Raw genomic sequence first — 15173 nt, 5'->3', positions numbered from 1 at the left:
CTTCAGGGATTCCCGTTTGCGGTGATAAATTCTTCCAGGACCTGCTCGACATAGCGCTGGTCTTCATCGGACATGGTGGGGTGGCAGGGCAGCATCACGCCATATTCCATAATCTGGTCGCAGTTCCCCAGTCCCGCCGGATGCACCCGGTAGTCACGTCCCTTCAGCATCGGGTGGCGCGTGATATTGCCGGAGAAAATAACCCGGGAAAACACGCCGCTGTCTTCCAGGTGAACCTGCAGCGCCTTGCGACTCCAGCCGGTCTCCGGACGAATCTGCAGGGGGAAGCAGATCCAGGTGGTTTCCGTTTCCGGCAGGGTGCGCGGCACGATGAATTTATCGGCGTGCGACGCGAAGAAACGATAGTAGGCCTGGAAACGGGCGTTGCGTGCCTGCCACAACTCATCAATGCGATTCATCTGGCCGAGGCCGAAGGCGGCGCCTGCCTCGTTGGGAATAAAGCCGTAGGCGAGATCCTCAAAGATAAACAGCGAGTCGTAGTCGAGATCGTCCAGCTTTTCCAGAAAACGGCCGTCACTCTCCGCCACCCGGGTACCGAACATGTACTTTTCCGACGACCGCCCCCAGGCGCGCAGCATCAGGGCGCGGTCGAGCAGGTCGTCGCTGTCGAAAAACACCATGCCGCCGTTTCCAAGCGCGGTGATGATATGGAAGATGGAAAAGCTGGTTACCGAGATATCGGCGCGGGTCGCCGTTTTGCGGCCGCGCAGGCTGCCCCCCAGCGTATCGCAGGAATCGTGTACCAACTGCAGGTCGTGGCGGTCGGCTATCGCGCGCAACTTGTCCCAGTCCCCGATGCCGCCGATCAGGTCGGGCACCAGCACCGCGCGGGTTTTATCACTGATGGCTTCTTCAACCCGGTCAGCCAGAATCTGGTAGTCGTCGAGCCCGACATCGACGAACACCGGTACATAACCCGCCTGGTAGATGGTTGCGACATCGGTAGAGAAGGTAAGGGCCGGCGTGATCACCTCTGAACCGGGCGGCAGATTGAGCAGGCGCATGGCAATCATCAGGGCGGAAGAGCCGGAATTGACCATCACCCCGTGTCGTTTGCCCATGAAGGCGGCGACCCGCGCTTCAAACTCGCCAACCCTGGCGCCGGGAATCATGCCGTTGGGATCGGCCAGTACCGCGTTGACCTGCTGGATTTCATCCTCGCCATAGGTGGCACCACCATAGCGCACAACGCGCGGCGGAAGTTTTTCGTGGGGCATGCTGCAGTGTCCCTTATGCTTATTGATGACCAGACTTTGCATTTGCCGATTGGCAAGGTCAACGGCTGCCGGAGCAAGAGATTCAACTGGTTTAAATCCCGAGACGTGCAAACCGCTGCAAAAGACCGCATTATCCAAAAAAATAAAAGGAGGCACTTTGTTGTGAGCGAAGCACTATGGACACCCGGAAGGGCGCTATACGAATACGCCCGCCAGCGCCCCGACGAGACAGTGCTGCTGTGTGCCGGCGATGACGGCCACACCCGTTCGCTGACACGGCGGGAACTGGATGAGTGGAGCAGTCGCCTGGCCCACCGCCTGCAGGCGAGCGGCGCCGCGCGGGGGCAACTGGTCGCCATTGTGCTGCCCACCTGCATCGAGCACATGGTGGCGGTGTTTGCCGCCTATAAGGCGGGGGCTACACCGTTTCCTGTCAGCAACGGTATGCCGCCAACAGAGCGCGATGCCATGCTGGCGCTGGCTGCCCCGGTCTGCATTATCAGCGACCAGGCCGATTTACAGGGCATTACGCGCAAAGACATGGCCGCGCTGGATGACTTCCCTGCATCGCTGCCAGCGGCCGAAGTCCCCAACCCGGTCAAGGCTGTCGGTTCGGGCGGCTCGACCGGCAAGCCCAAACTGATCGTGACGCCGGGGGATTTTGCCTATCCGGAAGGGCAACATCCCATGGCGGCCCTGCTTCGCATCGGATCGACCGACCTCAAGTACTCCCCCGGCCCCCTGTATCACAACGGCCCGTTACTGTTCTCGATCATCACGCTCTACATTGGCGGGCGGGTGCTGCTGAACGAGCGTTTCCGCGCCCCGCGCGCGCTGGAACTGATCGAACAGTACAGGCCCACGGTCCTCAACCTGGTGCCGACCATGATGCAGCGCATGCTGCGCGAGGCGGATATGCCCGCCCACGACCTGTCATCGGTCAACCTGGTATGGCACCTCGCCGCCCCGTGCCCGGAGTGGGCCAAGCTGGGATTTATCGAACAGTTCGGCGGCGAACGGATTCTCGAACTCTGGGCGGCTACCGAGTCAACCGGGCTCACTGTAATCGACGGCAACGACTGGCTGGCGCATCGCGGCAGCGTCGGCCAGGGCGTGATGACCGAGTTCAGGATCGTCGACGAGGCCGGCCGGGAACTGCCGCCCGGCGAAGTCGGCGAGATCTTCAGCCGCTTCCTGGGAATGGGGCCGCAGTACGAATACCGCGGCGCCGATCCACTCAGGCAGTTACCTGGCGGGTTTACCAGCGTCGGTGACATGGGCTACCTGGATGCCGATGGCTACCTCTATCTCAGTGACCGGCGCACCGACATGATCATCTCCGGCGGCGCCAACATTTTCCCGGCCGAGATAGAGGCGGTGATCAGCGAGCACCCCGGGGTGCGCGACGTGGCAGTGATTGGCCTGAAGGACAGCGACCTGGGGCGCCGTGTGCATGCGGTGGTGGAAGCCCTGGATACCGCGAATCCGCCTGATATGGAAGCACTGGCCGCCCGGTGCGCAGCGGCACTGGCCCGCTACAAGGTCCCGCGCGGGTTTGAACTGGTGGAAGCCCTGCCGCGCAACGAGGCGGGCAAGATACGGCGCAGTACCTTGCGCGACGAGCGGGGAGGGTAAGGAAAAGTGGCTATCGTGCGGTGCGCAGCCACAACGCATTTTCGGGAGCATTGGCTATGACACTTTCGGTGGATCTCTACTGGTCTTTTCGCAGCCCCTACAGCTACCTGGCGACATCCCGCCTGGTAGCCATGTCGCGCGACTACGATGTGGACTTTGTGGTGAAAATCGTCGCGCCACTGGCGCTGCGGGACCCGGCATTCTTCGAGCGCTCTGACCCGCGCTGGCTGCAATACACCTTTATTGATGTGGCCCGCGTGGCGCAAATGCTCGGGCTCCCCATCGGCCCGCCCAATCCGGACCCCATCGTCCAGAACATCGAAACCCGTGCCATCGCCGCTGACCAGCCCCATATCTTTCGCCTGCTGCGACTCGGCGTACTGGCAGCGGAGCAGGGCAGGGGCCTGGCCTTTATCGATGAAGTCTCCCGGCTGATCTGGAGTGGAACACCGCAATGGAACGAGGGAAGCCACCTGCAGGATGCGGCAGCTCGCGCCGGACTTGACCTGGCGGCCATGGACGCAGAGCTGGCGCGGGACCCGGGCCGTCTTGACGCTATTGTCGAGAAGAATGAAGCCGAGCAGTCAACAAGTGGACATTGGGGCGTACCGTTGATGGTGTTCAATGCAGAACCTTTCTTTGGCCAGGACCGCATCGACTGCCTGCTGTGGCGAATGCAGCAGCACGGCCTGAGCCCGAGAGAGGGCATTCCGGACGGCGCCCATGCGTAATCGGCATCATCGAGCAGGACGTCCCGTGACGGCGCAGGACGGAGCATAATGGCGTGAGCATTGGTATCGGTATCAATGCCTGGGTGTGGCAATCACCCTTCACCCGCGAATCGGCGCGCTTGATCGAACATGCGGCGAAAATGGGTTTTGATGCTTTCACCGTGCCGGTAGAGTCACCGGAGCTGATCGATGTCGATGCGATCAGAGCCGTACAGGCTGACTTCCCCCTGCGTCTCTACGTCTCCGGCGCCTTTAGCCATGATCGTGATCTTACTCATGCCGATGCATCCGTCAGACAAAACGCACTGAACTATATACGCCGGACGCTGGCCATCTGTGAACAGCTCGGCGTCGGTCATCTGGTGGGGCCTGCCTACTCGGCGACCGGCAAACGACGCAAGATACCGCAGCAACAGCGCGCCCGGGAGTGGGAGCTTGCAGTAGCCGGGTTGAGCCAGGCCGGCCGTATGGCTGCCGATCACGGTGTTGTGCTGGGCATCGAGCCGCTTAACCGTTTTGAGACTGATCTGATTAACACCTCAACCCAGGTGAAGCAGTTGATCAGTGACATCGACCTGCCTTCGGTGCGTATTCACCTGGATACCTTCCACATGCATATCGAAGAGCGGAGCGTCTACGACGCCATCCGCGTTGCCGGGAAAGACCTGGTTTACGTAGATGCCAGCGAAAGTGACAGGGGGACGCCGGGCAAAGGTCAGGTCCATTGGCATGAAGTCGTCCGCGCGCTCCGCGATATCGACTACCAGGGCGATTGCATCATCGAGTCATTCACACCGGAATGCGAGTCAATCGCTGACGCCGCCGCAATCTGGCGTCCACTGGCTTCATCACAGGATGCCCTGGCGAAAGGGGGCATCGAATTCCTTCAGCAGCTTCTTTCCGAGCCGATGATCCGGGATACCCCAGATCATCAGCTCTGATATCCAGGATAGCTGCCTCTTATGTCCAATACTGTCTAGTGTTGGGCAATGTGGAATGGGGCGCTGTATCACGGCTTTCTACCCGGATCGTTCTAGAAATTCCCGTAGGACTCCATAACCTATTGATATATCGGAAGTTAGTCGACTTTTCGTGCTTTCCCGCTCTGGGCCCGCAGTCTGTTTTCCGTTTGTACATAGACCGTATCGGTAGTAGCCATACTAGCGTGTCCCAGATCCTCAGAAAGGTCTTTAAGAGCTCGACCGCGCTCGACCTCCATACTGGCGCCGGTGTGCCGGAGCCAATGGGTTGAGGCCTCCTTAAGTTTCCTGGCATTGTCCTCACCGTGGTCTGATTTCATTGCCTGATACGCGAGGTCAAAGACCGACTGGACGATCCTCGTCAGTTGACGAGGCGTCATGCCGCCTTGCCCTCGGATCTTCTCTACGATTGGGGCGTTGTCACCAGACGAAGGGAGAGGGGTGAGGTCCCTGTAAAGCCTGTACCGCTTCAGGTAGTCCAAGAAGCTGTCAGGCACGGTGATGTCGCGCAATTTACGACCTTTACCGTAGATCTTTAGCCACCAGTTACCCTCAGAATCCTGCCAAAAATGGCTCATCATCGGCGACCAGTTTTTCCGTTCTGAAAGTTCGGATATACGCAAGAACAGTGTTTTCAACGCGCAGATTACGAAAAGGCTCCGCTCATGCTTGGGGTCTTCATCTGCAAGTTTCTTGGCAACATTAAAAACATAAAGCCACTGGGCTTCTGTCAGCCGACGCGGCTCCTTGACCTGTGCATCCTGGATAAAGTGTCGGCAATCTGCCTTGGCGATTTGCGCTGGGTTCCCGTACAGGTATTCCTCGTTCATCAAATACTTGTAGAAGGCTATGATCCCGGTAAATGTGGCAGCAAGAGTCTGCTGCGATGGTCTGTATTTCTTCTTGTCAGGCTTGGGGACCTTGCCATTCTTGGGTGTTTTGAGCCTAAACGGTGCCCATGCACCGTTTTGAATGTATTGCCCGTTGTTCAGTACAAATTTCTCGTGGTTAGTCAGGCAGATCCAGCTCACTGGTGGCTGCCAGCAAAAATCGGCATATTCGAGAATGTCGGTTTTTCGTAGCTGTGGCATCGGGCAGCCCTTGAACAGAAAGACCCACAGTAGGAAGCGTTCCGTCTCATTGCGGAAGCGAATGAACGTATGCTCGGACTTGTTACGCCCCGTGTAGTTGAGAAATTCCTGTCCCCACAGCCAGTGGGTCATCCACCATGATTCACCTGACTCAAGGAAAGATTCGACATCTGGATAGTCCTTAAAGTCGAAGTTCTTCAGGGTTTCGTAAGTCGGATACAGTGGTACAGGGCCGGGAGTAGCCATGGTTTGCGCCTTTGGGGTCAAATTATTGGCAGGCAGCTAGTATAGCGCCCTCACCCCATATGTCCAATACTAGAGGGTATCGGTAAATATAAAGGTGCTAGTGTGATTGCTCCACCACCGTGGACGTCCTTCTAGTTCTTGCAACATCCTCCACCTAAAGTTTGCAATTTCCACCTAAAGTCGTTAACTGGGCGTTCGCTACACGCTCCCCATCCCTATGCAAGTATTTCGAAGGACGCAGTCCGCTTGCCCCATCTAATATGGTTGCGGTTGCCCAGTAGCTTCCTCTTTGGCGAATAGCGCTTGCAGAAAGGCCACTCCTTCTCCTGCGAGTGCATCCTGGGTGGGTGCAAGGGGACGCCAGATTGCGGCGGCATCTGCGATCGCCTCGCAGTCCGGTGTGAATGATTCGATGATGCAATCCCCCTGATAGCCAATATCGCGGAGCGCACGGGCAACTTCATGCCAATGGACCTGACCTTTGCCGGGCGTCCCCCTGTCACTTTCACTGGCATCCACGTAGACAAGGTCTTTCCCCGCGGTGCAAATAGCCTCGTACACACTCTGCTCTTCAATGTGCATGTGGAAGGTGTCCAAGTGGATACGTACCGAAGGCAGGCCGATATCGCTGATCAACTGCTTCACCTGGGCCGCGGTATTGACCAGATCAGTTTCAAAGCGGTTGAGCGGCTCGATGGCCAGTACAACGCCGTGATCGGCAGCCATATGGCCAGCCTGGGTCAAGCCTTGCACAGCAAGCCCCCACTCCCGATCCCGTTGCTGCCGCGGTATCTTGCGCCGCTTACCGGTAGCAGAGTATGCCGGCCCCACCAGATGCTTGACGCCGAGCTGCTCACAGATAGCCAGCGTCCTGTGTATATAGTCCAGTGCATTTTTCCTTACCAGCGTATCAGGATGAGTGAGGTCACGATCCGGGCTAAAGGCGCCAGAGACGTAGAGACGCAAGGGAAAGTCCGCATGTACCGCTTTGATCGCTTCGACATCAATCAGCTCCGGGGCTTCCACCGGTATGGTGAATGCGTCGAAGCCCATGGTCGCCGCACGCTCGATCAAGCACACCGATTCGCGGGCAAAGGGTGATTGCCACACCCAAGCATTGACTCCGACACCAATACTCACATCATTATCCTCCGCCGGACATCATTGTCTGCTGCACTATTCACGTGGCTCACCCATCGCCCAGCGCATGGCCTTTGAAAGTAGTTCACGATAGGCTGGTATTTCGTACGTTTCCGGTTGGTGGCCGATCGCGGAGTAAAACGCCCTGCCCTGCCCCGGCCTGTGTCGCCAAATCTGCGGATGTTCGCCTTCGCTCCCCATTCGGTCTGACCACCCCTCCATCCACCCGGAACTAACGGGTCCGTGAGTTTCGTAACTATCAGTGTCTATTGTCACAAGGATCTCATAGGCTTTATCACGCGGACTCGAATCAAAGGCATACCACTCCTCGGCTGGTAAGCGCCACGGCGTGGGCAAGTGGTCGGTCACCACTGTACTGAGATCGGTAGGGTAGAGTTCGGCATCCTGGAATTGCGGCATCATGGTATGACCGATAAATTGTGCACCGATCAGTGTTTCCACGTACCAAGGCCATTGGTAACTCGTATCACCACCGGATCCGTGCACACCGAGCCAGCCACCGCCGTCTGCCAACCATTGCTTCAGCGAGCTGCGTTGCTCTTCGGTCAAAACGTCGCCCGATACATTATTCCAGATAACCAGACTGAAGTTGTCCAACACCCCGGGGTTGTGCACTGCAGCATTGTCAGTAACAAACACATCCCAGCCGTGAGCGTGCGCCAGTTCGGTGAACATGGCGTCCGCTACCGGCAAGGCGTCGATATGGCGAAAACCATTGGTCTTGTTGAAGATCAGCACCGCTGGTTTGCTGAACTGCGGCAGTGTCGGTGGTTCGGTTTCATAATAGTGAGACGGAATAATGCCGATGTATTTGTAGTAAGAATAGGCGCCGGCGCCAAGCAGAATAAGAATACCGGCAAAAGCCAGGGCGCTAATTTTCAACCAGCGTGGCATAGTGCTTTTCCTTGTTTACAGGCGACCTTGCGCCAGTTGTTTGACAGCGTAATCGCAGGCCCTGGCAGTCAATGCCATATAGGTCAGTGAAGGATTGACGCAGGAAGATGAAGTCATACAGGCGCCGTCGGTAACAAACACGTTGGGCGCACCGTGAACCTGATTGTGTGCGTTGACCACGGATTGTGTAGGGTCATCGCCCATGCGGGCAGTGCCCATTTCATGAATTCCCAACCCCGGCTCGCCCATCTCTCCCTGCTTGACTGTGAACACAGCGCCAGCCGCTTTCATCAGCGCCTCACCCTGCTCCAACATGTCATCGCGAATCATGCGCTCGTTATCGCCCCACTGGCAGCTAAAGCCAACCTGTGGAATGCCAAAGCGGTCCACCTTCTTCGCGTCTAGATACATACGGTTGGCGTACTGTGGTAAGACCTCACCAAAACCCGCCAGGTGGAAAACCCAGGGGCCGGGCTTACGCAGGGATTCCTTCAGGTCAGCACCAAAACCCCTTTTATTGAAGCCGGTCTTCCAGTCCATACGCATGGCCGCGCCCTGGTAGCCATAGCCTCGCAGGAAACCGGCATCATCATCCTGGTCGCCGAGGTTTCTGAACCGGGGGATATAGGTGCCGTTGGGTCTGTTGCCAAACCAGTAGCGATCCATGTCGTCGTAGAAAATACCCGTAATCCCCACGCCATACACGTGGTCCATCATGTAGTGGCCGAGAGCACCGCTTCGATTGCCGAGGCCATCCGGGAAGGCCTCACTGCGGGAATTCATCAGTATCTGTGTACTTCCTACCGTCGAGGCACAGAGGAAATACAGACGCGCTCTAAACGCGCTTCGCTCACCGGTCTGGCTGTCGATCACATGAACGGCGCTGACCCTGCCACCCTGCGCATCGTATTCCAGGCGCTCAACCACTGCATTCGCCTTGAGGGTCAGGTTGCCTGTGGCGCGAGCCGCCGGCAGTGTTGCGCTGTGAGAGCTGAAGTAACTGCCTGTTGAGCAGCCCCGATCACAGGGCCCACAGTAATGGCAGGCAGCGCGCCCATTGTGATCTTCGCTCAGGATCGCCACACGGCCGATGGTCATGTGCACATGGGGCGCCTTTTTGCGTAAACGCCCCTGAATCGTCTTCTCCAGTGCATGCATTTCCATCGGCTTGAGAAATTCGCTGTCGGGCAGTTCATCCAGGCCAAGCGCTTCGCCGCTAATACCGGCAAACTGTTCTACATGGCTGTACCAGGGAGCCAGGTCGCAGTAGCCGATCGGCCAGGGGATACCGTGTCCATCTGTGGCGTTCGCGGTGAAATCCTGTTCACACCAGCGGTAGGTCTGGCGCCCCCATATTAGTGATCGTCCGCCCACCACATCGGCTCGCATCCAATAGAACGGCTTTTCGGCATCAAAGACGTAGGGATTGTCCTTGTCATTGTTCCAGAATTGCCGATTGCCTTCGTTCAATGCATAGCCATGGCTCTGGATCGGGTACTCGTTTTCGTATAATTCACGGGGCTTTTTTCCCTGGTAGGGAAGCTTCCAGTCCGGGGCGTGTTCGCCGTAGTAATCCAGGCCGGGTGTGATATCCCTGCCGCGTTCCAACACCAGGACTTTCAGCCCCTTCTCGGTCAGTTCTTTGGCTGCCCAGCCGCCACTGATGCCAGAGCCGACCACAATGGCGTCAAAGTCGTAGTTTTCGCTTTGTATCATTCTCAGCTCGCTAGAAGGGGTTACCGGCCCAACTACTGTCGTCAGGGCCAAGTTCACGATTACCATCAAAGGTCATGGGCATGGCTTCGTAACGCAGTACCTGCGTCGCCCCTGTTTCAGAGGTGAAAAAGCCCCAGATGGTCAACTCTTTCATCTGGCAAATAAAAGGCGCATCACTGACAAAAACACGTTGCGTATTGCCAAAATCGTACCAGGCTGAGTCACTGGCCGCCGATTCAAGCGCTTCCAGACAATCTCTTTGCTGAGCGGGTTCAAGCATTTCAAAACTTTTCCCGTAGGAGCGCTGGGTACTGGCCATCAACTCAGCCAGGCCCTGATCAAAAATTCCCCGCTCCGCCTTGTTTAGCCAGTCCTGCACCATGTTCTCGATGAAACCCGGCACACCGGCATCAATCGCTCCCGGTGTATCGGTGGCCGGCATGATGGTTTCAGCAACAGCCGCAACTGTGCGGCGTTGGGCCTCATTAAAGTAGTCTGCAGGTGTGCGGTTATAGTTCGCCTTCGCCAGATAATGTTTCTGCTCTTCGCTCAAAGCCAGGCTATTGCGCGTGGCCGCGACGCCGCTCACCAGCAGCGCTGCACATTGCATAAATTCGCGTCGATTCATTGTTCAGGCGCCTTTGTTGTTACGTTGGACCTTAGGGACCACAATAGCCATCGCCACGGCACTGCAACGGTCAGTCCAAGGGCAATACAGATCCGCGTTTGATATGGCCAATGGTTGAAGTAGTAGCCGCCAACCTTGAACAGGCTGTAGCCCCAGTACACCAGATCCCAACCGCTTAAATGATAAAGCTCGTAGAAGATCCACGCCGTTGGCACTAACAGGAACCTTAAAAACAGCATCAGGCCGATGCCAAGCAATAGGCGGCCGCAAAGAGCGATTGGAGGAAAACTATTCAAGAAGTTCACCAAAAGGTCCTATAGAGTCATTATGTTCTGCAACCAACGAGGCGTCCCGGAAATAGTGGGGCAAAACCGAAGTCGTTGCTTATATTGTTACATATATCTTAATTATAAATTAAAATAATCGACTTGGAGCTAGTTCCAGCACCGAAATGCCCGATAATGAAAATATCTTACAGGTAAGGTATCGTGCTTTTTGGGTAAACATAATGACCAGGAGGTCCGATGAAAGCTGTTCGTTGTCACAACCACGAAGTTTGCGTCCAAGACGTGCCCGCCCCCTCTGGCGAAGGTGTTAAGGTCCGGGTTGCTTCCGCTGGGATCTGTGGCTCTGATCTGCATTTCTGGCAACAGGGCTTCCCGATTCCCTTTACTCTTGGCCACGAAATCGCCGGCATCGCTGAAGACGGCACCCCGGTAGCTATCGAACCAACGGTGTATTGCGGCCACTGTGAACGCTGCGTCCGTGGTGATTACAATCTCTGCGTGCGTGGCACCGAAGCCGTCATGGGCGTGGGTAGGGACGGCGGCATGACAGAGGAGCTGATTGTTCCGGCCAAGTGCCTGGTTCCCCTCCCCGGTGGCGTTCGCGCCGAAGACGCATGCCTGGTCGAGCCACTGTCGGTCGCCGTGCGGGGCATTGCACTGGCGGGTATCAGCGACAAGCACAAGGTCGCCGTGATCGGTGGAGGCAGTATTGGCCAGTGTGCCGTGGCTATCGCGCGCCAGGCGACCAGTCAGATACACCTGTTCGCTCGTCACGACGCGCAACTGCGGGCCGGGGAGATTCTGGGGGCCACCCTCGGGGGCGATATGGACGACTTCGATCTGGTGATCGATTGCGCCGGTACCGACGCCGCAATGGAGCAGGCGGCGAATCTGTGTAAGCCCGGCGCTACGATCCTGATGCTGGCCTCCTATTGGGGGGGATTGACCATGCCGGCCATGCAAATGATGATGAAGGAACTGCGCACCGTGACCTCCATGGCTCAGGCTCGCCAAGGCCTGGTGCGCGATGTGGAGATCGCCGCTGCCGCCCTGGCCCGCAATCCTCTGATCGCCCCCACGCTGATCACTCATCGCCTGCCATTGGACGCCGCTGCCGAAGCCTTCAGTATCGCTGCAGATCGTGCCCAGGGAGCCATCAAGGTTGCTTTCAATCCCTGAGTAGTACCGTCCGGTGTTTTTGGTGCTTGAAACGACGCTTCCGGTCTTTGTGCTGGTTGCGCTCGGTTTCGTCGCCGGGCGAACAAGCGTATTACCCGCCGCCGGGGTGGCCTCACTGGGTGCTTTCGTTATTTACCTGGCGCTGCCGGCGGTGCTGTTTCTGGCCCTGGCGCAGGATTTTGATCATTCAACGCTGGATGTCGCCGTACTGGCCGCCTACGTCGGGGCGTCGCTCGCCCTGCAGCTAACGGTTACGTGGATTGCGCTGCGCTGGCGACGACGTTCCCTGCATGAAGCCGTTGCACTCGGCACCGGCACGGTCCATGCGAATAGTGCCCTGGTTGGCCTACCGATCGGCCTGGCGCTATTTGGCCCCGGTGCGGCCGTAATGCTGGCGTTCTACGTGAGTTTTGAAATGGTGGTGCTGTTCCCCCTGATGACGGTATTGGCCGGGTGGCGGGAACGACGCGGAAACAACGGCCTCACCCGCCACTGCCTGCAAACCGTGGTGCCTCTGGCTAAGAATCCGCTCATCCTGGCTATAGCGGCAGGTTTCCTGACACGGCAATTGTCTATCACTTTGCCACAAGTGCTGGAAACGTCACTGCTATCGCTTTCAAATGCCTGTGTGCCGGTGGCCCTTCTCTATATTGGCGCGGTACTCGCCACCCAGAGGCTCTCAGGTGAGGGGCGCCAGCTGGCATTTATCGCGACAGGAAAGCTGATTCTGCACCCTGCCGCCGTGGCATTGGTCCTGTTCGCCCTGCCCGCTGCGGATCCGCTGCAAGCGAAAGCCGCTATTATCAACGCCGGGATGCCCCTCGCTACGGTCTTTCCACTGCTGGCAGCGCGTTGTGATCAGGGAAGGTTCTGGCCAGGAGCGGTGGTCGTTACCACTTTGCTGTCTTTCCTGACACTGACTGTCCTGATCAAACTAACCGGGCTGGCGAGCTAGGGACAGGCGCCGGCCCCTTAAGCTATTGCATCAACAGCAGAAGAATCATTCGGCTGGCTTGCCAGCGACTTCGTCGTCCGTAATCCCGCCCTGCATGTGTAAATGCCCTGGAAAACTTATCGCTCGCCAGCCAGCGTGATTGACATTGCCCCCGTGACTTGGCGCGGCGAGAAAGCCAAGCAGAGTGTTGAACCAGAGGCTTTGAAACAGCACCTGTTGTTCTGGCCCCGCCATGCCTGAAAGCGCTCCGTCTTCCAGTTGCTCAACCCATCGGACTTGCTCGCCCTCCCCTAGCGCGCTCCAGGATGGCGTTCCAATTGTCAGCGCGTAGGCATTGCCGAGATGCAGCCCCCGGCGATAAATGGGCAGCTGGTCGGCGCCCTCGTGCAGCAGGAACTTGTCGATGAAATTTGCGACACCGGCATCGCGGGTGCTGACCCCGTTGACGGGCGGGAGCAGAATACCGCATAGAGCCTCCAGCGCCGTCCACTCATCGGGCTTCAGGACTGTCGGCAGCGGCGTTTGCTGCGCTGTTGCCAGGGCCAGGGGATTGGCGCCCATGGCGGCCGCCAGATTGGCGGCGGACAGCCCGAGAAAGTCTCTGCGACCTATCATCAGCTAAGTTCTCCCTTCGAGTTGAGTGCCACGAAATGATCCGCGACACGGTAGGCGTTGGCGTAAATGGTCAGTGTCGGGTTGTAGCCACCGGAGGTTGGAAAGCAGCTGCCGTCCACCACCCACAAGTTGCTGATATCGTGGGCGCGGCACCAGCGATTGAGCACGCTGGTTTCCGGGTCGTCACCCATGCGACAGGTGCCCATGATATGTCCCGAGCCGGTTTTCACCCCGGTGTAGTCGGTGGCCCAGGTCTTGCTGGCGCCGCCGGCCCTGGCGATCTCTCCCATGCGCTGCTCGAAATAACGCGCCAGCCTGATGTCGTTGTCGTGTCGCTGGTGAGTAATGCGCGGCAATGGCAGGCCCTGGCTGTCGCGGTGGTCAGGGTCAAGGTCGATCCGGTTGTCGGCAACGGGCAGGTCTTCACCGACCATGATAAGACCGCCAATGTGGGGGTAGCGACTCAGGTAGTCGCTGAGTTCCCGCCCCCATACACGCCGGTCCCGCCTGAGGTAACCGCCAGCCTTGAGGGCACTGACAATCGGGGTGGCCTCGATGGCCTCACCGATGACGCCACCGCGGACAAAGCCCCTGCGGCTGTCCGAGGGGTGAAAATCATCCACGGCGACATTGCCTGGAGGCCCCAGCGCGCTGAGGCTCGGCGCTTCCATCTCGAAATTCACCATGGCGAACACATGGCACATCAGGTTGCGCCCGACCTGGTCGTTGTTATTGAGCAGCCCCCTGGGGAAGCGGCTCGAGGTGGACTGCAGGAGCAACTGGGTGGTGCCGATGCTTCCGGCCGACAGTACGATCTGCCTGGCGCGTAACAACTGTTCCCGCCCTTCGCTGTCCAGATAGCGCACACCGCGTAGACGGTCGCCCTCCCCCTCGACCAGTTCCACCGCCTGGCAATTGGCCAGCAGGGTGCAATTGCCGGTCGCGAGGGCGGCGGGTATATGGATTGCCAGCGACGACGCCTTGGCCTGTACCGGGCAGCCGAAGCTGGAGCAGAAGCCACTGTTCATGCACTTGCCTCGACCGCCATAAATACGGCTGTTGATCGCCATGGGGATGGGGAATGGATGCAGGTCCAGGGCCTGGGCCCCCTTTTCGATCAGGCGCGAGGCCGGCCGGTAGACATGGGCAGGATTGGGATATGGATTGTGGCCGGGCGCCGCAAAGGGGTTGCTGCCCGCCAGCCCCGACATGCCCAGCGTTTGTTCCGCCAAATCGTAATAGGGTTTGAGCTCGTCGTAACCTATCGGCCAGTCAACCAGGCTGCTGCCGGCCACCACCCCGTCCGTGCTTGCCACCCGAAACTCATCCGGGCGGAAGCGCCAGCTCCAACTGCCCCAGTGCACGGTGCCGCCACCGACGGTCTGCGCCATCAGGCTGTACTTGCCGGGAAGCGCTTTGTCGGCACTGGTTTCCCTCTGTGTCTCCCTGTAGTCAGGGAGGAAGAAATCCTGGCGGATCACATTGCCCAGTTCATCCTGGTGCAGGAAGGCGTCGGGGCTGTAGTGCCGGCCACGCTCCAGTACCACGACCTTCATTCCCGCCGCTGACAAGCGTTCGGCCATCACGCCGCCACCGGCGCCCGAACCGATAACGCAGACGTCCCATTCAGTGCCTGTAGTCATTGTGTGCCGTATTTATCCCTATTTCCGAATCTTCCGACCCATCCTCCACAGGCAATCAGTCACCGCAAGCGCTCACTGTTTTTCAGAGCCAGCAGTTCTTGATTAGTCCAGCTATGCAGTCCGGCAGTCACTTGACGGGAACTCGCCTGGCGGGCTAACCTGACAAATATATTA

At 58.2% G+C, this 15173-nt stretch carries 14 protein-coding genes; 5 read left to right on the top strand and 9 right to left on the bottom strand.

The genetic code is table 11. The features are described from left to right. Positions 1 to 2 precede the first annotated feature (2 nt). Complete coding sequence (locus tag FVW59_RS04460; RefSeq protein WP_187275763.1) at positions 3 to 1238, bottom strand: DegT/DnrJ/EryC1/StrS family aminotransferase; 1236 nt, start codon at positions 1236 to 1238, stop codon at positions 3 to 5. 162 nt (positions 1239 to 1400) lie between these two features. Here FVW59_RS04460 and FVW59_RS04455 point away from each other — a divergent pair, with 162 nt between their 5' ends. The 3 genes from FVW59_RS04455 to FVW59_RS04445 are packed head-to-tail and all read left to right on the top strand — an operon-like array spanning position 1401 to position 4545. Continuing rightward, a complete protein-coding gene (locus tag FVW59_RS04455) occupies positions 1401 to 2873 on the top strand; it encodes an AMP-binding protein (protein WP_187275762.1) in 1473 nt (490 codons plus the stop codon). A gap of 56 nt (positions 2874 to 2929) precedes the next feature. Beyond that, entirely contained in the window at positions 2930 to 3604 is a 675-nt protein-coding gene (locus tag FVW59_RS04450) for a 2-hydroxychromene-2-carboxylate isomerase (protein ID WP_148063052.1), read from the top strand. 53 nt (positions 3605 to 3657) lie between these two features. Beyond that, positions 3658 to 4545, top strand: a complete 888-nt coding sequence (locus FVW59_RS04445) for a sugar phosphate isomerase/epimerase family protein (RefSeq protein WP_148063051.1) — start codon at positions 3658 to 3660, stop codon at positions 4543 to 4545. Between the two features lie 137 nt (positions 4546 to 4682). Here the strand turns inward: FVW59_RS04445 and FVW59_RS04440 are convergent, their stop codons facing one another. The 6 genes from FVW59_RS04440 to FVW59_RS04415 all read right to left on the bottom strand — a co-directional run bounded on the left by FVW59_RS04440 (position 4683) and on the right by FVW59_RS04415 (position 10625). Beyond that, positions 4683 to 5921, bottom strand: coding sequence for a tyrosine-type recombinase/integrase (locus tag FVW59_RS04440; RefSeq protein WP_148063050.1), 1239 nt, complete (start codon positions 5919 to 5921; stop codon positions 4683 to 4685). A gap of 255 nt (positions 5922 to 6176) precedes the next feature. After that, entirely contained in the window at positions 6177 to 7061 is an 885-nt protein-coding gene (locus FVW59_RS04435; RefSeq protein ID WP_148063049.1) for a sugar phosphate isomerase/epimerase family protein, read from the bottom strand. A 36-nt stretch (positions 7062 to 7097) separates the two neighbouring features. Next, positions 7098 to 7976: a ThuA domain-containing protein gene (locus tag FVW59_RS04430; protein ID WP_148063048.1), complete on the bottom strand. Its 879-nt coding sequence runs from the start codon at positions 7974 to 7976 to the stop codon at positions 7098 to 7100. Between the two features lie 15 nt (positions 7977 to 7991). After that, positions 7992 to 9743 (bottom strand): GMC oxidoreductase, encoded by a 1752-nt coding sequence (locus tag FVW59_RS04425; protein WP_342779685.1) that lies wholly within the window; start codon positions 9741 to 9743, stop codon positions 7992 to 7994. Beyond that, complete coding sequence (locus tag FVW59_RS04420) at positions 9703 to 10320, bottom strand: gluconate 2-dehydrogenase subunit 3 family protein (protein WP_148063047.1); 618 nt, start codon at positions 10318 to 10320, stop codon at positions 9703 to 9705. The genes FVW59_RS04425 and FVW59_RS04420 overlap by 41 nt, the downstream gene beginning before the upstream one ends. Beyond that, a complete protein-coding gene (locus FVW59_RS04415) occupies positions 10317 to 10625 on the bottom strand; it encodes a hypothetical protein (protein WP_148063046.1) in 309 nt (102 codons plus the stop codon). The genes FVW59_RS04420 and FVW59_RS04415 overlap by 4 nt, the downstream gene beginning before the upstream one ends. Positions 10626 to 10844: 219 nt before the next feature. On the opposite strand from FVW59_RS04415, the gene FVW59_RS04410 reads away from it, so the two are divergent. Next, positions 10845 to 11786, top strand: a complete 942-nt coding sequence (locus tag FVW59_RS04410; RefSeq protein WP_148063045.1) for a zinc-dependent alcohol dehydrogenase — start codon at positions 10845 to 10847, stop codon at positions 11784 to 11786. A 22-nt stretch (positions 11787 to 11808) separates the two neighbouring features. Further along, positions 11809 to 12741, top strand: coding sequence for an AEC family transporter (locus FVW59_RS04405; RefSeq protein WP_187275761.1), 933 nt, complete (start codon positions 11809 to 11811; stop codon positions 12739 to 12741). Positions 12742 to 12786: 45 nt separating this feature from the next. On the opposite strand, the gene FVW59_RS04400 is transcribed toward FVW59_RS04405, so the two are convergent. Together FVW59_RS04400 and FVW59_RS04395 are read right to left on the bottom strand one after the other, a co-directional pair. After that, complete coding sequence (locus FVW59_RS04400) at positions 12787 to 13302, bottom strand: gluconate 2-dehydrogenase subunit 3 family protein (RefSeq protein ID WP_187275760.1); 516 nt, start codon at positions 13300 to 13302, stop codon at positions 12787 to 12789. A 53-nt stretch (positions 13303 to 13355) separates the two neighbouring features. Next, on the bottom strand, positions 13356 to 14999 hold the full coding sequence (locus FVW59_RS04395; RefSeq protein ID WP_148063042.1) for a GMC family oxidoreductase: 1644 nt from the start codon (positions 14997 to 14999) through the stop codon (positions 13356 to 13358). Positions 15000 to 15173 lie beyond the last annotated feature (174 nt).

The organism is Parahaliea aestuarii (assembly GCF_008064635.1).
GTDB classification, from domain to species: domain Bacteria; phylum Pseudomonadota; class Gammaproteobacteria; order Pseudomonadales; family Halieaceae; genus Parahaliea; species Parahaliea aestuarii.
Note: the sequence above shows the minus strand (reverse complement) of the source record. Positions and strands in the feature narration are given on the sequence as shown.